Source organism: Butyricimonas sp. Marseille-P3923, from assembly GCF_900184685.1.
GTDB classification, from domain to species: Bacteria; Bacteroidota; Bacteroidia; order Bacteroidales; family Marinifilaceae; genus Butyricimonas; species Butyricimonas muris.
The window spans coordinates 757,376-777,637 of sequence record NZ_FXXL01000006.1; the positions used below are offsets into that span (position 1 = coordinate 757,376).

Consider the following 20,262-nt stretch of genomic DNA (forward strand, 5'->3'; position numbering starts at 1 on the left):
TTAATATCAAAATCTAGCGAAATTAGTATATATCCGACAAAATAGCAAATTTTAAGGCACCGGATCGTAGCCGGAGCCACCCCAAGGATGACAGGAACATATCCGTTTTATTGCCAGATACAATCCTTTTATTGGTCCGTGCTTGCGTAACGCCTCCACTGCATATTGCGAACAAGTCGGGGTATAACGACAGCTCGGGGGCGTCCATGGTGAGATACAAAGCTGATAGAACTTAATCGGAATCAGCAATATTCCTACCATTATCTTTTTCAATATAGACCAGAATTTTTTTAATAGCACCGGTGATTGCTTTTTCTATTTTATGAAATTCAAAGATATCATCCTGCAAATATATAAACAAGATGTCGATTGTTTTACCTTCCGGGATAGCGGAATACAATGTTTGTTTGTTCAATCTATACCCCTCACGCACCAAACGTTTTACCCGATTACGTTTTATCGCCCGTTTGAAACGTTTCTTCGAAACACTGATTGCCACGCGTGCCGGGGCATCTTTCTCATCCCTCGCGTAGAAACGGTATACAACGCGCAAAGGATAACTCACGAAACTTTGTCCCGAGGCTAACAATGCCTCGAAACCTGCCTTGTGACACAAGCGTTCCTCTTTGCTAAACGTGTATTTGATCGTTTCTTCCATGTGATAAGGGGTGTAAAACACCCCGGTTTATAAAGTTTATAAGGTTCATAAAGTTTATAAAGTAATGACCTTACGGACTTTATGGACCTTATAGAGAATGGTTGACCAAAATTTTCCAGAAAATTGTTCAAAAAGTGCTTAGATGCAAGGCTCTGATTCACAAAGAAGAGGGAGCGTACTAAAGTACGTGACCGAATCTTGGGGAAGCAGGAACGCGGCAGATGAGTACTTTTTGAACAATTTTCATTTTGATTTATTTTCTTTGTTGTAAGCCTTAATAAACTGTTCCAAAGCCATCGTCATCGAGGGAGCTTTCTCCGTCGGGGCTTTTATATCCAACCTTAACCCGGCTTCAATAGCAGCTTCTGCTGTCGCCTCTCCAAAGGCAGCGATAATCGTTTGCCCCTGTTCAAAATCAGGATAATTCTGAAACAAAGACTTGATTCCGGCAGGCGTGTAGAAAGCGAGAACATCAAACTCTTTCAAATCCGGGATATCCTTTGCCACTTCATTAGCTACCGTCCTATAAAATACGATTTTCGTGTATTTCAGCTTTAACTCGTCCATTAAAGCGGGAATATTCTCCTTGTGAACATCAGAAACCGGAACAAGGAAATTTTCGGTTTTATGCTTTAACAAGATTTTCGTCATATCCTCCACTTTCTTATCCCCGTAGAAAATCTTCCGTTTACGGTACACGATATACTTCTGCAAATAAAACGCTATCGCCTCTGAAATACAGAAATATTTCATTGTATCGGGAACAGTCACCCGCATTTCCGTACAAATTCTGAAGAAGTGGTCAATAGCAGTACGACTCGTGAAAACGATTCCGGTAAAATCCAATATATTAATTCTTTCTTGTCGGAATTCCTTTGCCGTTACACCTTCAACCTTAATAAATGACTTGAATTCTAATTTCAAACCGAGTTCTTCAGCCAGATCAAAATACGGAGACTTGTCAGTTGTCGGCTTGGGCTGCGAAACTAATATCTTCTTAATTTTCAAGACTTTCTATTTTTAAATTTAACCAAACTTTCTCGATTACACCAACAGCTTGCATAACACAAGCATCGGCACAATTTCGAGCCCACAAAGGTACAAAATCATATACAAAATTGAAACTTTGTAACCATATAATATTTTAATCAATCTTATAAATCTAAAAATCAAGAGGATGACAAACAAGGCGAATATCACGTGAAACAGGGTTGTTACAGCAGAAGATTTCACGAAAAACAAAGCCAAGACCAAAGGTGAAACAGACAATCCCAACACGATGCCGCTAACTCGCAAATTCAGTATAATATCCGAAGCACAATGCCGACTGTTAAACGTCCAGCCCAGAAGACGCACCGTTCCCAGCAACACGATATAATACCCGAATATGATCAGAAAATAAAACAACGCGTCCGAAAAAACGAAAGGATCACTCGTCATAAAAGCAATCAACATTGCCAAAGACGAGAAAGACAGGCAAATAGATAAAAGTACAAAGGAATAATTCTGACGGGTACCCTCTGATATCAACGCCACATCCCTTTTCCTGCTGAAGAAATAGAAATATACCGCCGACAAAAATCCTCGTCCCTGCAAACGAAGTAAAGCGACAAGAACAAGAAAAACTACCATGTATGTTAAAATCCCGGTGGTAAGATGAAAATCCCATCCTTCCAGCGGGGTTGCATCCACCAACCCGATGTAATTCGTCAAGGTATCCATCGGTGGTGCCGGCATCCGGGAAACCGATTCTTCCAATAAAGAAGCCGGAAACACGCTCGAATCCCGCACCACACTATCCGCGACTTGTTCTAACATATTCAACCATCATTTAGTGTGCCTCGTACCAACTTTTCCCGTACCCGGTACCCACGGTCAAGGGAACCGCCAGACTCACCACGTGCTCCATGCAATCTATAACCAATTGCTTCAACTCCTCGATCTCCTCGCGGTGGCATTTAAAATTCAACTCGTCATGTACCTGCAATATCATCTTGGAACGCAACCCCCGCTCTTTGATTTTCTGATGAATACAAATCATAGCTTTCTTGATAATATCAGCCGCGGACCCCTGTATCGGGGCATTCACGGCATTCCTCTCCGCTACTCCGCGTACCACGGCATTTCTGGAATTAATATCCCTCAAGTAACGGCGACGCCCCATGATCGTTTCCACGTACCCTTGCTTGCGGGCTTTTTCCACGGATTCCTCCATGTAACGTTTCACCCCCGGGTACAAATTGAAATACCCGTCAATCAATTCTTTTCCCTCTTTTCGGGAGATTTTCAACCGTTCTGCCAATCCCCATGCCGAGATACCGTAAATAATCCCGAAGTTCGCCGTTTTAGCCCTCCGTCTCATCTCGGGAGTCACCTCGTTCAAGGGTACATGATATATTTTAGACGCCGTTTCCGCGTGAATATCCTCCCCGTTCAGGAAAGCATCAATCAGCCCGGGAGCCCCGCTCAAGTGAGCCATTAACCTTAATTCAACCTGCGAATAATCGGCAGAGAAAAAGCCATAATCGGGATCACCCGTGATGAACGCTTTCCGGATATTCCGTCCCTCTTCCGTCCGGATCGGGATATTCTGCAAATTCGGGTTCAAGCTGCTCAATCGTCCCGTGGCAGCCTCTGCCTGATTAAAATGCGTGTGGATTTTTCCGGTCCCCGGGTCTATGTAAGTAGGCAGAGCCTCGGCATAAGTCGTCAGTAACTTTTTCAATCCCCTGTAATTCAAAATATGCCCCACGATAGGATGAGCCTCTTCCAATTTCGAGAGCACTTGCTCGGAAGTACTGTACTGCCCCGTTTTTGTCTTTTTATTCCCGGGGTCTATATTCATCCGGTCAAACAATACCTCCCCGAGTTGTTTGGGTGAACTGATATTAAATTCCTCCCCCGCGATATCGTATATAATCTTTTCAGACTCCGCGATTTTCCCTTTCAATTCTTCCGACAATTCTTTTAATGCACCCTTGTCGATAGACACACCCTCGTACTCCATATCCGCCAACACCCCGACAAGCGGCATCTCCAACTCTTCAAACAATTTGTAGAGCCCGACATCCTTCAAAGCCTCCTCCAACTTACTCTTCAAGCGGAAAAGAATATCCGTTCTCTCCGCGTAATCCTTGTCTTTTTTGCTTCCTTCCTCCGGGAATAAAGACAATTGCGGGTTCTCGGTATTATCACCTTTAATCAAACGATAATTCAATAACTCCAAAGCCACCCGCTCCAACTCGTGCGAACTGTCCGGCTGCAACACGTAATGCGCTATCTTGATATCGAAAATCCGGTTCTTTATCTCGATCCCTACCCTTCTCAACCAAATAATATCGTCTTTCACGTCATTGGAAATCAAAATCTTCCCTTCATCCTCAAAAACCGGGGAGAGCGATCGTATCACCCGTTCCGCCTCCGCTTTCCCGGACGGAAGCCGTAAATAACAGGCACTATTCGACGCCGTGGAAAAACACAGGTAATCCGGGTAAGAATTATAAATTGTCCCGTCCCCGAAGATCGCATTCAACACGAATTCCGGGGCTTCTTTCAATGTCTGCAATAACTCTTCCCGTTCCTCTTTCGTCGTCAATTCCCGGTATTCCACCTCTTCGGGATGTATCGTATCGACTAATTTCTCCTCGTGCTCTATCGCGAAAACTCGCTTCGCCAGAGAGAATAATTCCAATTCATTGAAAATCGGTTTTAAAACATCGTCTTTTATCTCGCCCAAGAATAAATCTGCAACATTCACGTCTGTCGGCACTTCCGTGTTGATAGTTACCAGTTCTTTCGACAGGAACACGGTATTTTGACAACACAACAGACTCTCTTTCTGTTTTCCTTTCAATTCCTCGATATGCCGGTACACCCCCTCGATACTCCCGTATTTATAAATCAAGGTCGCCGCACTCTTCGGTCCTATACCGGCACATCCCGGCACGTTATCGGCAGTATCTCCCATCAAACCAAGGATGTCTATCACCTGTTCCACCCGCTCTATCCCGAAATGGTCAAGCACCTCCGGGATACCCCACACTTCCGATTTATTCCCCGATCTTCCCGGTTTATACATGAAAACTTTCTCGCTCACCAACTGCGCGTAATCCTTATCCGGCGTGATCATATACACTTGAAAACCCTCCTTTTCCCCTCGTTTTGCCAAAGTTCCCACCACGTCATCCGCCTCGAATCCGTCCACGGTGACACAAGCTATCCCCAACCCCTCGATAATCTTTTTGATATAAGGAATAGACTTTTTCAGGTCCTCCGGCATGGGCGGACGCTGTGCCTTATACTGCGGGAACATCTCGTGACGGAATGTCGGTCCCTCCGGATCAAAAACAACAGCCAGATGTGTCGGCTTCTCCAACTCCAGAATTTCCAGCAAAAAATTAAAAAAACCGAAAGTAGCCGATGTATTTATTCCCGTGGTAGTAATCCGGGGATTGTTTATAAACGCGTAATACGAACGGTAAATCAGTGCAAAAGCATCCAGCAAGTATAATTTTTTCTCCTCGTTAGTCATCATCTTTCCTTTTCAAATTATTTCTTACAAAGTTAGCCTTTTTCTTTTACACGGATAGCTACTTTGAAAAAAAGACATCAAAATTACGCGTTTCGCGTAATATCAAAGTCTACAGCCCTCCCTACAAACGCACACTCCATGATAGTTCCGACTGTCGTGGAGTCTTTCATCCAAAATCCATGACAATCGTGTCAAAATATTTTTTGCTGTTATCCTCCCTTTCTCGAGATGAGGTTTCGGTATATTCAGTTATTTTACTATAACAAATAATGAATATACCATGTACTTTTATATTATCAAATTTTATTCAATTTCAATTAAAATACTATTATTTTACCTTTGAAATAGGAGTTGAATAGGAGATGAATGGGAGATGAATAGGAGTTGATATAAATTAAGTATAAAGTAGATACCTTATATTTATATATTATTTAACTTATCTTATCCTAAATTCAAGAGAAAAAAGGAGGTAATTTTTCCTTCAATTCTATTTTGATGTGGTTGCCATGTCTAAAATCCGAAATAACGTTCCTCTTTTAAAAGAAAAGAATATCTTTGAACTCGCAAACAAAGAAAGAAAAGATTAAATGACCTATCAATTGGATATACAACCTTGTCCGGAATGGAATTTGTTCACGCGATTACAGCGTCCGCTAGTCATTGCCGGACCTTGTAGCGCGGAAAGTGAAGAACAACTTTTTGAAACAGCAACCCTATTGAAAAACAACGGGATAGAAGTCCTGCGTGCCGGCATATGGAAACCGCGTACCCGCCCGAATTGTTTCGAGGGAATCGGAATGAAAGGATTACCTTGGTTACAGCATATCCAAAAAACTTTAGGGTTGAAGATATCCACCGAAGTTGCCAACGCCCACCATGTCGAGGCCGCTTTGAAACACGACATAGATATGCTTTGGATAGGGGCACGCTCGACCGCTAATCCATTTGCCGTTCAAGAGATTGCCGAAGCTCTTCGAGGTGTGGATATTCCCGTTTTCGTCAAAAATCCCGTCAACCCGGATATAGAACTTTGGATTGGGGCTTTTGAACGCCTTTATTTGCGCGGGATCAAAAAAATGGGAGCCATACACCGCGGCTTTTCTTCCTACAATAGCGCTCGCTATCGCAATACACCACAGTGGCAAATCCCTATCGAGTTAAAGCGACGCGTTAAACAATTGCCCCTCTTTTGTGATCCCAGTCACATCGGCGGGCACCGGGAATACATTCAAGAGATATCTCAAAAAGCCATGGATCTCGGTTTCGATGGTCTGATTGTGGAATCGCACGTTCATCCGGATTGCGCGCTAAGTGATGCAGCACAACAAATTACCCCGGTACAATTAAAGGAAATTCTAGAGCATCTGGTTATCCGGGAAGCACACCCGAACAACTCTGCCAATCATTTAATCATCGAGGAACTCCGGGAAAAAATAGATACCCTTGACTCTTCCATCATGGAAGCCCTCACGAATCGCATGAAAATTATCGAGGAAATCGGTCTTTACAAAAAGGAAAACAACATCACCATTCTCCAACCCGACCGCTGGGAAAGCATTCTCTCCCGCGTCACGGAAGAAGCACGTGAAAATAATCTCCCCGTGGAACTCGTGGAACGGGTGTTCAAAGCCATTCACCAAGCTTCTATCGACCGACAAACGGATATCATGAATAGAGGAGTGTCGAGACACACCTCTAGTTTATAAAGTTCATAAAGTTGAGCCTTCGGCTCCTAAAGTTTATAAAGTTAATTAACAGTATATCAACATTTATGCATTTATCAAATAAACTTTACGAACTTTATGAACTTTATAAACCTTATGAACTAGAGGGTGTGCCTCGACACACCCTCCGTTCACATAACAAATTGATCAGAAGAAGCCTTTCTGAGATTATCTGAATTTTTCAAAGTATGGTTCAAGTCTTTTTTTCATGCTCTCGGAAGAAGCGAAATACCCGTTAATCCTCGTTTCCAAAGCCAATACCTTCGCATTATCCACTTTCTCCCCACTCACGTTTACGAAATCCAAGGCAGACAAAATCACCCACAAATCGAAGTTCCATTTCGTGTTTTCCTGCTTATTCAAGCCGGAGTCCATGCAAGAAATAATGCACTTTGAATCTTGAGCGGCACAAGCCTCCAATAATTTCAATTTATTCTGCAATCTCTTGTCCGGAGTCCAACTGCAAGAAGCCCATTCTTTAGAAATTTGACCGAATAATTTCTTCATGCCATTCTCATCTTTTACCGTTTTCTTTTGAATGGCTTCATTTATAGTCTTATTGTAATTATCCGCCAAATATTTGTCCAATTTTTCCAATCCCACACTCTCTTTCAATTTGGAGAAGTTGTTCAATACAAAATTAAAATCGGCTGAGCCATAAGGCGTCCCTTCTATCAAAAACCAATAGTCGGCTTTCAACTTGTCGCTATCGACAACTTGCTTTTTCAATTCTTCCAAAATCGTGTTCGCTTTTGCCTGTTCCCCGGCACAAATAAGTACCCAATAGTAAGTCAATAACTGATCTTTCGTGATCGCACCCTTGTCGTACTGCTTATTCAAGTAATCAAAAGAGGTTTCTTCGTTCAAACCTCTTTCTACCCAAGCGATAAAAGATTTCAACGAGCCTGCCCCGCCTATCTTGTGTTGAATACTGCCATCGGGACGGAATATAAAAAATGTCGGGAAACTCTTCACGTTAAATTGTTTTGCCAATTCAATCCCTTCTCCTTTTTCCATATCATATTTCACGCTCACGAACCGGGGATTAAAAAAATCTCCCGCTTCCTTCGTCACAAAAACCGTGTTCAACATTCTCTTGCATGGAGCACACCACGAGGTGTAGCAATCCATAAACACGAGTTTATTCTCCGCTTTTGCCTTAGCCAACGCTTCTTTAAACGTTAGTTCCTCGAACTTAACCCCTTCTTGGGCATTTGCCGTGATGCCCAACGACATCACGACAAATAACAACATTATGATCCTTTTCATATTATACTAGATTTTTATACCCTCTGTCATTTGCATCAACATAAATAACATGGCTTGATAGTGCTGCTTGGAAGCCTGATCCGGGGCATCCATCGCTCTGCTCATCAATAAGGTTCTCAATTTCAAACCGATTCCACAACAGTTGGCTACAGTTTCATCGATAAGAGAGGTGTTCACCGGACGTTGCCAACCGTAGCCGTATCCTAAACCGAAGCTGTTCAGTATTTCACGATCTTTCTCGTCGTAAGCAGATTCTTGTCCCGATTCCACCACCATCATTTCATCCAACCCGTACAATTTCATTTCGTCTAAAGAAGGAGTTCCCGCCTCACTCGTGATCCCTCCTAAAAGTCCTGCCAGACCGGGTGACGGTTTCAACAATTGTTTCATGAAGGCCAACATGCCATTTTGCATAATCTTATCGACTTGAGTCACTTCCCGGTTAGAAATCGCACTCTCCCATACCCCGTTGTACAAATCATCGAAATAGGCTTGCAACGTGTACGGGTTTTTAGAGATATGCGATGACAACACGACATTCCGGCTCGCGTTGAACAACGCCATGACTGCCATATTTTGAAGGCGTGCAGAAGTTGCCACATCCAAGCCGAATTTTTCCGTCACCTCTTTGTTATCCAACCAATCGCAATCATTCAATTGCTTCAATACCCATTTCAAAGAAGCCTGTTGTTTCTCGCGGCTAACCGGCTCTACCCGTTTCCCGGAAGTACCGTCTTTCACATCCGTCAAATAAATGCCACCGACATTATAAACCACGTTCATCAAGTAACGGGCATACTGGTTGGCAATATTCTGGTACAACGCTCTCCGGTGAGTAGCCTCCGGGTCATCCTTGATCCATTCGTTCAAATGGTTCATAATATATTTCAGATTCTTAATCCCGTATTCACCCGCTTTCATCGGATCGTCACCCAAATCTTCCTCCAATGCCGAAGGATCTACGCGGAAAGCCACCTGTTGTTTGCGGAAACGGTAAATCGGATCCCCGACTTTCTCGTCTACCCAACCTTCCAGTATTTTAAATTCTTCCTTCGAATTTTTTGCCCCGGGGAAATACGTGTACAACCATTTAATAGCAAATTCGTCGTACGGACCTAAATCCGGCGGAGTCAATTTCACCCCTTTGTCCCCGGGCTGAGCCACGTAATTAAACCGGGCGTAATCCATGATAGAAGGCGTAGTTCCATATTTTCGAGTGAAACTTGCCGAGCGCAAAGAGTCCACCGGGTAAGTACTGGAAGCTCCCATGTTGTGCATCAATCCCAGCGTGTGTCCGATTTCGTGAGCCACCACGTAAGTAATTGACTCGTCCATCACGTCCTTCGGCATCTTTTTAGCCCGCACGCGAGGATCCACTTGTGCCGTTTGAACAAAACGCCAATGATTAATCAACTTAACTATATCGTTGTAAATAATCACCGAAGCGGTCATAATTTCACCCGTCACCGGATCAACCCAAGAGGGTCCCATGGCATTCTGCGTGTTCGAGGGAATATACCGTATGCAAGAATATTTCAAGTTGTCGGGATCAAAATTCGGGTCATTTTTCGGGAAATCATGTACTTGCATTACATTTTTAAAGCCAATTTTCTCGAAGGCCTGATTCCAGCGCAAAACGGCTTTCTTGATCGGTTCTTTCCACGACTCGGGAAAAGCATCATCAACGTACCACACGATCGGTTTCACGGGTTCTACCAATTTGCCTTTTTTGTAAGCCTCCGGGTCCTTGGGTTCTAATCTCCAACGATTCACGAGAGAATAATTGAGTAATTGGTCCTCGGCTTCCGTGATACAATGTTTTCCTGTTTGGAAAATACCTAACCTGAAATCCGGGTATCTCGGACGCATTCTCTTTTCCGGTAACAATAACAACGAGCGGGTAGCTTTTACCGACAACGGAGCATTATTTACCAGAGTGGAACGCCCTCTCTTTACCGTCACGTTATAAGCATACCACGTGGAGACCATAACGTTATCCTCGAATGCTTTTATCTCATCCAATTTTGTTCCCTCCTTTAAAGGCGACGCGCTAATCGTAATTTGTCCCCCGCCTTGGTTTACCGGTGATAAATCCGACTCGTTGCCCGTGAACAAGGAAGTCACGTTGATCACCACGGCGGAACGGTCTTTATTGAATGCCTCCACCTTGTAGGCTTTCAGCATCGGGTCTATAAAATTCCTTTGCTTCAACAATTCCCCGCGCTCTTTATCTACCTGTAAATCCAACGCCGCGTTGACACTGCGCATGTACACGGTAGTATCTTTTTCAAAGGTAAATTTAATATGCCGGGGTGTGTTGGTCTTGAAACCGTTCGTGCAGAACATCGGGTTACTGGATTCCGATGCCGTGGACCCTAACAACATCTCGCGCCCCATGTATTTCAACGGAATCTCCATGTACAATTTATCGTCCACTTTATGCAAGGTCATGAAACCTCCCTTCGTGGCAACATGCCCCTTGGTTTTGAACAATTTATCATACTTGCTTACCGGCTTTGCCTTAGGCTTATCCGGCGTTTTTTTTGTCGATACCGCTTCAACCTTGCCCTTTTTTTTCTCCTTCTCATTTTTCGATTGTCCGGCACCCGACGTCACCTCACAAAAAGAGAACAAAAGCAAAGACACCAATAAAAATACAATACTCTTTTTCATACATACAATATTTAAACATTACAAATATCTATCTGGCTTTCCGGAAGTTCCAAATCGCCCAACCATTAAACACGACAATAAAAACGCACAAAGCGCCAATCTGGGGTAATACATGCCTTAACTCGCTGCCGTAGGCGAAAAACAGACGCATGACCTCGATGTAATAGCGCAACGGGTTAATATCCGCTATCACCCTAGCCCATCCCGGCATACTGTCAATCGGCGTCCACATCCCGCACAACAAACAGATAATCAACAAAAAGAAGAAACAAAGCAACATTGCCTGCTGTTGATTCCGACAAGCCGTGGAGATCAACACGCCAAACCCGACCATCGACACGAGAAAAAGGAACGAAACCAAGTAAATGCTCCAGTAACTACTCTGGGGCACAATCCCGTACAACGCCCACACGATAATCAATCCAAGCGTAAGAATCGCCATCCCGATTACCCACGAGGGAATAATCTTCGAGAAGATAAAGGCACTCCGTTTCACCGGGCTCACGTTCATCTGCTCTATGGTGCCGTTCTCCTTTTCCGTCACGATATTCAATGCCGACAACACCGCCCCGATGATACACACCAGAATAGCTAAAAGTGAAGGTATCTGGTATAGACTGGACTCCCCGTCCGGATTATAACGGTGATTCACGACCATATTGATCTGTTCGAATCCCGGTTCCGTCGGTTTCTCGATAAGCGGAATATTCACATCCGCACCTCCCGCGTCAATCATCAATCCGGGTACCGTGATTTCTTCTCCTTTCTCCCATTCATTCATCTTTGCCGTCACGCGGGCTTCCGGGGATTGGTTCGCTCGCGGCATTTCAACCCCTTCCTGCAAACGGGTTTCCGCTTCCGCCCGTGCCAGCATCATTTGTCGCGCTTGTGCCAATCGTGCCTGTGACGCAACTTCCGCTTTAGCCCGTTTCGTCATTTCGGCTTGCGCTTGCGCTTCCACCCGAGCCATGATCTCTTCCTGTGACTCCATCCGAAAACCCGGCTGAAAACCGAACCCGTCCACGTACTCCCATATATACCGCTCCAGTATCTGCAAAAAATAAAATGAAGAAAGCCCTGCCGTCACGCCGTTCACGGCATCTATTTCCAGCATAATCGGGGCTTTTGTACGCTCCATGACATTTTTCTCGAAACCTTTCGGTATCTCAAGTATTCCTGAGGTCTTATTCCTCTCCAGCACTTTCAATCCCTCCTCGTAGGTGTCCGCATAAGCCCCTATCCGAAATTGGTTCGAACTCGTCAACTTCCGCAAAAAATTGGCAGAGGTACTCGTGCGGTCATGATCCACCACGCTCAAAGAGATCGTGGATGTCCTTACCTTCGCTGCCGGGGGAAGAATAAACAACAGAATCGACGTGATCAGAAACAGAATCAGCAATATCGTTTTATCCCTGAATATCTGGATAAACTCCTTCTGTAACAAAAATCCCAGCATCCTCATGACAACCGATTTTTAAAACATTTGATACTAATAACAATCAAAACCACCGTGATCGCCACCAACCCGAACAATTCCGGGTAAACGGCATCCATCCCCAATCCTTTGATCATGATATTTCTCGCTGCCGAGATAAACAAGGTCACCGGCATCATGTGCACTATCGCTTTCATCCCCAAAGACAATGAATCCAACGGGAAGATAAACCCGGATAACGTGATAGCCGGAAGCATCAATCCCGCGATAGAAATGATAATGGCACTCCGCTGTGTCTTTGTCAACACCGACACCATAATCCCCAATGCCAACGAAGACAGGGTAAAAATAGTCCCGACAAAAAACAGTAAGAAGATATTTCCCGTTATCGGGACTTTCAATATAGTGACCGAAATCAACAGGATCACCACGATGTTAATCATCCCGACCAACAGGTACGGTACCAGCTTTGCCAGAATAATCACGGGCGGGCGCACCGGCGACACCAGCAACACCTCCATCGTACCCGATTCTTTCTCCTTCACGATAGCGAGAGAAGCCATCATCGAGCATACCAGCATCAACACGATTCCGATCACTCCCGGCACGAAATGAAAAGCACTGTCCAACCGGGGATTGTACCGCATCTTTACTTCCGGAATAATCTGTATCGGCAATTCCCTTCCGGCATTGATTTTCTGTTGATAGCTCAATAATGTTGCCAATATATAGGATTCCAACGTGGATGCATTGATCTGTAAACTCGCGTCCATAATTACCTGCATATTCCCCACTCCCGTCCGCTTGATCTCTTTCTCGAAACCGGGCATAAAGACGAACACTTGGGATAAGCGTCCCCCCTTGAACAGTTCATCCACCTCATCCATTGAACGCACATGTTCTACCACTTTAAACGTGGAACTCGCGTCAATCTCCGCCACGATCTGCCTGCTCATCGCGTCATTCGACATATCCAACACAGCCGTGGGCATTTCCGTCAAACTGCTATTCAACGCGAAACCGAAAATCAATAACTGCGAGATCGGCAAAACCACCAATACCAATAGAGTCTTCCGATCCCGAAGAATATGATAAAACTCCTTGCGCGTGAAAGCGAAAAACTGATCTATAAATGTCTTTATCTTCATCTCATCCGTCCTTTCTTTGAGCCCTCCGTGCCAACAAATAAAAAACCTCCTGCATCCCCAGAACACCATGTTGTTGCTTCAATACAGCAGGAGTACCCAATGCCTCGATACGCCCGTCCACCATGATCGACACCCGGTCACAATACTCCGCCTCGTCCATGTAGTGGGTGGTAACAAACACGGTAATCCCGTCCGCTGCCGCCTGATAGATTAATTCCCAAAACATCCGGCGCACGGCGGGGTCCACCCCACCGGTGGGTTCGTCCAAAAACACGATCTGGGGCTCGTGGAATGCCGCCACCGAAAACGCCAGACGTTGCTTTACCCCTTGCGGCAGCAAACGTACCAGCGTGTTCCGTTCTTTCAAAAGACCGAGATTCCCCAGCACCTTATCCATTTTATCCCGAATCTCCGAACGTTGCATCCCGTAAATTCCCCCGTACAAGCGTATATTCTCCCGCACCGTCAAACTCTCGTATAACGAGAATTTCTGGCTCATGTAGCCGATTCTGCTCTTTATCTTTTCCGACTCCCGGGCAATATCGAATCCCACCACCCGTCCCGTCCCGAAAGTCGGTTTGCTCAACCCGCATAACATCCGCATGGCAGTGGTCTTGCCCGCGCCATTCGCCCCGAGGAACCCGAATATCTCCCCCCGCTCCACGTGAAAACTGATATGGTCCACCGCCGTGAAACTCCCGAATTTCTTCGCCAGCCGCTCTACTTCAATAACCCGTTCCATCGCTAATATCGTTTGTTAACATCATAAAATAATCTTCTATACCCGCCTCTATCTCGTTCCATTCCACCCCGGTATGCCCCGCACCTCTCAAAGATGCCGCAAACCGTTCCACGGGATAATCGTTCTCCTTGAACGTGGTGTGAAGCGAATCCCCGAACGTGAAACAGGAATAAATCCCCGGTTCTTCCCGGATGTCCCGCAATAACCGGTACATATCCCGTGCCCGGAAAGCGACCAGCTTTTTATCGTGTTTCCGGATCAACCGGTCCGGCGTATCCACCGCCAGCATACCCCCGTGGAAAATCAAACCGATACGGTCACACAACCGGGCTTCATCCATGTAAGGCGTGGACACCAGTACAGATATCCCGTCCTCACTCAGCCGCTTCAACACGTCCCAGAATTCTTTCCGGGATATCGGGTCGACTCCCGTCGTCGGCTCGTCCAAAAACAATACCTTCGGTTTATGGATCAAGGCACAGCATAGCCCCAATTTTTGCTTCATCCCTCCGGACAAAGCTCCCGCTTTCCGGTTCTTAAAAGGAGCGAGTTGCTCGTATATATCTTTTATCTGGTCATAATTTGCCTGTAACGTCGTGTCGAACACGCTGGCAAAAAAACGCAGGTTCTCCTCCACCGACAGGTCTTGGTACAGAGAAAACTTTCCCGGCATATATCCCACGATATTCCGCACCTCCCGGTACTGGTCGATCACGTCGAATCCCCCCACGGAAGCCCGCCCCCCGGTAGGCAAAAGAAGCGTCGTCAATATCCGGAACAGCGTACTCTTGCCTGCCCCGTCAGGTCCGATCAAGCCGAACACTTCTCCCTTCTTCACCTCCAGTGAAATCTCCTTCAGGGCGACGATCTCTTTCAATACCTGCCGGTACTTCATACTGATATTCTCCGCTACAATCATAATTTATTTATAGCGTGTTAAACTTCACGTCGGCATACATCCCTACCCGCAGGAAACCGTCGTTCTCTACATGGATTTTCACGGCGTATACCAGATTATCCCGTTCATCCTGTGTCTGTACCGTTTTGGGTACAAACTCGGCTTCCGAGGCTATCCAAGATATTTTCCCCCGGTACTCCCGTTCTTCTCCGCCACCCAATTTGGCAAATACCCGTACCGGATCGCCGACTTTTAATCCGCCTATACGCCCGCCTTCCAAGTAAACCTGAAGCGTCATGTTTTTCAAATCCCCGATTTTATACAGAGCCTTTACCGGGGCTGCCAATTCTTTCTCTTCCGTGTACTTCGCCAATACAGTCCCCTCGATAGGGTTTACAATCATGCAACGCCGGATCTGATCGTTTACTTGATCTACTTTCAGGGCTATTGCCGCACTTTCCGCCTTTGCCCCTGCTATCATCACCTCCGCCTGATGTGTTTGTCCCACCAAAGCCGAACGCCCCTCGTCCACCATCGCTTTCACGTCATCATACTGTTTCCGTGTAGCCGCCTTGCCTTCCAGCAAACGCTCCACCCTTTTCAACTCTTTCTCCCCTTTCTCCACCTTCAAACGGTAGACCTCCAATACCTTGTCCAAATTCGGGATTCGTTCGTCCACGGCCTTCACCGCCTGTTGTGCCTGTACCTTCAACCAATGCAATTGCATCGTGTCTATCAAACCAACCACCTTGCCCGCTTCTATGTAATCTCCTTCCATTACCTCCAAACGCTCCACTCTTCCACTCATCTCCGATGACACGATCACCTCTCTCGTTTCAAACATTCCCGACGCATCCCGCTCCTCCGTTTTGTCTTTGCAACCAACTCCCAGACAAGCCAAAATCACTAAACCCAATATCGTATTCTTCATCTCCAAAAACATTTAATTCTCTAATCGTAAATCCTTTAATAAAATTTGAAATCATAAATCTCAAATCCAAAATCATAAATCGTTATGAACTTTATAAACCTAACGTTATTTTCTTTGAATAGACCATCATCTTCAGCTCTACCTCCCGCAGTACCTTTTCCTGCTGTGCTATCAACGCCTGATTCACATCCGTGATCAACTCCGAGATCGTGTACACCCCATTCGCGTACTTCACCTCGGATGCCTGCCGGATACTCTCTCGCAAGCGCACAGCCTCTTCGTCACTTTTTACCAACTCCTGCAATTTTCTGATTTCCGCATCCTGCATCAATACTTCCATCTTCGTGTTGAAAATAAAACTCTCTTGCTGGTTTCTCACGCTCTCCTGTTGTACCTTAATCAATTTCCGGTCATTCCCTCGTGTATTCAACTTTCCGAAATTCCAACTTACCATCACCCCGCCGATAAAATAAGGCTTAAAATCACTGTCAAACGTGTTCAATCCCGATTTACCGTATCCACCCATCGCGAACAAACCGATTTTAGGCATGTTCTCGGCATTCTGCATCTTCAAATCGGCATCCAGCCGCTTGATCTTGCTATCCAGATATCTCAACTCCGGACGCTTCACCTCGCCATTTCCAAAACGACTCTCCACTACTGGAACTTGTAGTTTGGTTTCTTTCGACAAAGGTCGGTGAATCAAAGTCGATAACACGTTCAGACAAGCCTCCCGCTTGGCTTCCAGTTCAACCCGCAACTGTTTGTATTTTATACGCTCCACGTCTATCACATCCAAATCCGTCTCGTAAATCACCCCTTCTTTCAAAGCCACCTCGGCTCGTACCCGCAGGCTATCCAAAATCTCGTCCGCCCGATTCAACTGTTTCTCCCTCCCCTCTATCGTCAATAAACCGAAATACAACTGTTTCACCTTATCCTTGATCTCGTATAACTGGGCATCCAATCCAGCATGCATCATATCGACCTCCCGGTTTGCCATCTCTTTTCCCGCCTTCATCCTTCCCCCTGCCCACAACGCCTGCTTTAACGACAGCGACACATTATAACGATCCCGGTCACTCACGGGAATCGTCATCTGGGGAATCGACACCGGTACGTTCATCGTCGGCAAGTTAAGATTCTGCCCTTGAGCAACCTCGTTCAAATCCACGCTGATATTCACCTTATCCGGCATCTTCAAATCCAACTCCATCTTCTCCGACTGCCATGACGCCACTCCCGACAAACTAAACTCCGGCATATACACCCTCGAAATATTCGATAGCGTGTATTCCCGTGCCTGATCCAACAACCCATGTTGCCGTATCGCCGGGTAATTATCCATCGCCCACTGCTGACACTCCTCGATCGTGATCACCCGCTCCGGTTGACCACCCCTAGCCACTTCCTGCCCCCGAAGCGAAGCACTTAACATTATAATACACACAAAAGAAAACGCTCTCTTTCTCATAAACTCCAATTGTTAGCTGAACACATACTTATCTAAATTTTAAATTAAAACGAACACCTCCATAAAACAGGGTACACGCTTCCCAAAATTTATCGCAAAAAAAGACGCCCGGAACTCTGCCCGGACGCCTCTCTCACTAAATGAACTGATCTGTCTTATTGCTCTTTGATAAATTGTGTCAAACCGCTTTTCTTCAATAAATTCAATAATGCCTCGTATCGCTTGATAATCATCGGAAATTCACCATGCTCTGCCCGGATTTCGGCATCCGTCTTCGTGTAAATCATTTCCGTGAAATCAGAAAGGTCTTCCAACCAATTGGGAAAGTAAACATTATATCGATCCACTTTTATGTATCTTAAAACACCATATCTTCTTGGATTCGTTGTAAAATCGTCATTATATAAAGGCTTTTCATCATACCGATACGAACTATTATTGTTTTCCGCCAATTCAAAAAGATCTTTTGTAGCCCACGCCTTTTTTTCTGGGAAATCCGGTGTTTCCTTCGTGATATCGAAATAAGCCTGTAATTCCTCTTCATAGGTTACTTTAAAAAAATACTTCAACTCGTACATCGCCAATCTCCAACCATACATCCTTTTCTCCTCTTCGGTCATTTCCTCCACGGGTATAAAATTTTTCGCTTTCCCTCTCGACATGGTGTACCTAGAACTCAATGCCAACAAACCCAAATCCCGCAACAAAGAATCCTTATTAGCACCTTTCTGAAGAGTATCTAAAACCAAAAAACCATGTGGGCCGTACTTCCCTTTAAAATTAGGTCCATACTCTTTATTCAGATAAGGTTCAATCAAGTAATCCCGAAGAAGTTCCACCATCATCTGAACTTTACTTTCATCCTGTTGCAATGTATATTTCGGTTTACTAAGTTGGTTAGAAAAACCATATCCGGGATAAAATATTTCATAATGTGTGTACGGATTTCCTCCATGGTCATAACGTGTTTGCCGTCCGATCGTATCAGAATAGAAGATCGGAAAACCGGTTTCCACATAAACACTATATATCAACTGGTCCAACTCGCCCGCATTCGGATTATATTCTATCTCATACCAATTTTCCTCAAGATCCGATACAGAACCAGCTTCATTATCGCCACAGGAATAAACAATCATTCCCAACAATAATCCACAAATTAACGCTTTTATTTTCATCATCTTTCCAGTTTTAATATAAGATACTATCTTCTCGGCTGTTTTGCTCTATGGTTCCGTCGCTTTGTTCTATTTCAGCAACAGGTATGGGCAATACCCATCCGCCATCCGGATATGCCGGAAGCAAGTAATAACCTTGCAATATTCCGGGAGTACCATTACCACCATACGCATTACCGTACGTGTTGTGCTTGATACTCTTCGCATCTAAATAGTTTGGGCAAACCGCATAACGCCGCAAATCAAACCAACGCTGTCCTTCAAAACAGAATTCGCGGCGGCGTTCGTTCCGAATCAAATCAATCAATTCTTTCCCCGTGGCTGTAATCGGCTTCAAATTATTAACCCGATTCTCCATTAACTTTTTCAACGCTTCCCGTGCCAGTCCTTCTTGATTTGTCATAGCCAATGCCTCCGCCAGATTCAAATACACTTCAGACAGACGCAACGTGAAATTATCGGAAACAAAGGAATACTCTTGCTCAACATCGAGAGCTTTTATTTTACGGGGAATATAAAAATCCACTCTCCCCTCTGATGCAGGCACGTTTTCTTCATGAAAAAGAGTAAATTTTTTCCGACAGTCATTCGCTTCCTCTTCAACAAGTCCATGCTCGTCAAACAAAGCCACTAATTCATCGGACACACGGAAAGCGGCAGAATTAGTTCTGCCTTTCACGAGTGGAAATACCCGGTTGTTACTATTACTCCCTTGCGTGAAAATAATCTCGGGTGAATTGGCATCGATCCAAGAGGTATCTTTCTCTGCGGCTTGAGTTAAATTTTTTAAACTATACTTGTTGCCGCTTATCACGGCATTACACAAATCCGGCACCAAATCCCATTTTCCCATGTAACAGTACACGCGGCTTAAAAAAGTCTGAGCAGCCTCTAAACCGACACGTCGTATAGTTGTCGGTCGGTATGTTCCCAAATAATCAATAGCTAATTTCAAATCACTTACAATCAACTGATAAACGCTATCCACGGAAGCGCGCGTATAGTCTTTGTCTTCCACGTAATGAGTCAACTTGATCGGAACTCCCGGATCTCGCAAAGCCGTGATTTTGTCATAAGGCTTGGCATACAAATTAACCAAAAAATAATAATACGAGGCGCGCAGGAAATGACATTGTCCCCTTATCGCATTGCGGTCTTCATCCGTATCGTGCGTAAACTCCTCTACTTTATTCAAAATCACGTTCAATACGGCGATATGTTCGTACAAACGTCCCCAAGTCTTATCACTATAAAGCACTTTTGAAAAATTGCAAGGATCCTTTTCCCACGCATAATAACCGTATAATTTTGCCGATGGTTCGGTATCGACATATTCGCCTTTAACAAACTCTTCTACGTCGTCATCCATTACATTCAACCAAGGGAAATACGCTCCCGTTTTACTATCGGGTTTTAGCTGATCCTTAAAACCAAGGACAGAATGTTTCATATAACCACTCCCAACCAAAAGTTCATTCAAATCCTTACAAGAAGTGGCATAAGCATATTCAATCGATTCTTCTTCCAAAAAATCGGAACAACTTACTAATCCTAAAAGGAGTATCCAGATTCCAATAAAATATCTTTTCATAAATCTCATG

The 20,262-nt window shown here is 44.8% G+C and carries 15 protein-coding genes and 1 pseudogene; 1 reads left to right on the plus strand and 15 read right to left on the minus strand.

The genetic code is table 11. The features are described from left to right. Nucleotides 1-51: 51 nt before the first annotated feature. From yidD to polA, 5 genes are all read right to left on the minus strand, one after another. Nucleotides 52-273 (minus strand): membrane protein insertion efficiency factor YidD, encoded by a 222-nt coding sequence (gene yidD, locus CS948_RS09000; protein WP_099291350.1) that lies wholly within the window; start codon nt 271-273, stop codon nt 52-54. Further along, complete coding sequence (gene rnpA, locus CS948_RS09005) at nt 233-658, minus strand: ribonuclease P protein component (protein WP_099291351.1); 426 nt, start codon at nt 656-658, stop codon at nt 233-235. The genes yidD and rnpA overlap by 41 nt, the downstream gene beginning before the upstream one ends. Nucleotides 659-901: 243 nt before the next feature. Next, entirely contained in the window at nt 902-1,666 is a 765-nt protein-coding gene (locus CS948_RS09010; protein WP_099291352.1) for a uroporphyrinogen-III synthase, read from the minus strand. Nucleotides 1,667-1,702: 36 nt separating this feature from the next. Then, entirely contained in the window at nt 1,703-2,476 is a 774-nt protein-coding gene (locus tag CS948_RS09015) for a DUF4271 domain-containing protein (RefSeq protein WP_099291353.1), read from the minus strand. 13 nt (nt 2,477-2,489) lie between these two features. Continuing rightward, nucleotides 2,490-5,189 (minus strand): DNA polymerase I, encoded by a 2,700-nt coding sequence (polA, locus tag CS948_RS09020; RefSeq protein WP_099291354.1) that lies wholly within the window; start codon nt 5,187-5,189, stop codon nt 2,490-2,492. A gap of 587 nt (nt 5,190-5,776) precedes the next feature. Between polA and CS948_RS09025 the strand changes: the two genes are divergently transcribed. Further along, nucleotides 5,777-6,895, plus strand: coding sequence for a bifunctional 3-deoxy-7-phosphoheptulonate synthase/chorismate mutase type II (locus tag CS948_RS09025; protein ID WP_099291355.1), 1,119 nt, complete (start codon nt 5,777-5,779; stop codon nt 6,893-6,895). Between the two features lie 186 nt (nt 6,896-7,081). Here the strand turns inward: CS948_RS09025 and CS948_RS09030 are convergent, their stop codons facing one another. The 10 genes and pseudogenes from CS948_RS09030 to CS948_RS09075 all read right to left on the minus strand — a co-directional run bounded on the left by CS948_RS09030 (nt 7,082) and on the right by CS948_RS09075 (nt 20,252). Further along, complete coding sequence (locus tag CS948_RS09030; RefSeq protein ID WP_099291356.1) at nt 7,082-8,182, minus strand: thioredoxin family protein; 1,101 nt, start codon at nt 8,180-8,182, stop codon at nt 7,082-7,084. Nucleotides 8,183-8,188: 6 nt separating this feature from the next. Then, a complete protein-coding gene (locus tag CS948_RS09035; protein ID WP_099291357.1) occupies nt 8,189-10,855 on the minus strand; it encodes a zinc-dependent metalloprotease in 2,667 nt (888 codons plus the stop codon). A 28-nt stretch (nt 10,856-10,883) separates the two neighbouring features. After that, entirely contained in the window at nt 10,884-12,317 is a 1,434-nt protein-coding gene (locus tag CS948_RS09040; RefSeq protein ID WP_099291358.1) for an ABC transporter permease, read from the minus strand. Next, the gene (locus CS948_RS09045; RefSeq protein ID WP_099291359.1) at nt 12,314-13,438 is read right to left on the minus strand and encodes an ABC transporter permease; all 1,125 of its coding nucleotides are present in this window, start codon (nt 13,436-13,438) and stop codon (nt 12,314-12,316) included. The genes CS948_RS09040 and CS948_RS09045 overlap by 4 nt, the downstream gene beginning before the upstream one ends. A 1-nt stretch (nt 13,439) precedes the next feature. Continuing rightward, nucleotides 13,440-14,171 (minus strand): annotated as a pseudogene (locus tag CS948_RS09050) (ABC transporter ATP-binding protein); the annotation flags it as partial. Then, on the minus strand, nt 14,164-15,099 hold the full coding sequence (locus CS948_RS09055; protein WP_099291361.1) for an ABC transporter ATP-binding protein: 936 nt from the start codon (nt 15,097-15,099) through the stop codon (nt 14,164-14,166). The pseudogene CS948_RS09050 and the gene CS948_RS09055, both read right to left, overlap by 8 nt. 7 nt (nt 15,100-15,106) lie before the next feature. Continuing rightward, complete coding sequence (locus CS948_RS09060) at nt 15,107-16,009, minus strand: HlyD family secretion protein (RefSeq protein WP_099291864.1); 903 nt, start codon at nt 16,007-16,009, stop codon at nt 15,107-15,109. Between the two features lie 91 nt (nt 16,010-16,100). Further along, nucleotides 16,101-17,483, minus strand: a complete 1,383-nt coding sequence (locus CS948_RS09065; RefSeq protein WP_255301928.1) for a TolC family protein — start codon at nt 17,481-17,483, stop codon at nt 16,101-16,103. Nucleotides 17,484-17,638: 155 nt separating this feature from the next. After that, the gene (locus CS948_RS09070; RefSeq protein WP_099291362.1) at nt 17,639-18,664 is read right to left on the minus strand and encodes a hypothetical protein; all 1,026 of its coding nucleotides are present in this window, start codon (nt 18,662-18,664) and stop codon (nt 17,639-17,641) included. Nucleotides 18,665-18,674: 10 nt separating this feature from the next. Then, nucleotides 18,675-20,252 carry a RagB/SusD family nutrient uptake outer membrane protein gene (locus tag CS948_RS09075; protein ID WP_176554985.1) on the minus strand — a complete coding sequence of 526 codons (1,578 nt, stop codon included), beginning with the start codon at nt 20,250-20,252 and terminating at the stop codon, nt 18,675-18,677. Nucleotides 20,253-20,262 lie beyond the last annotated feature (10 nt).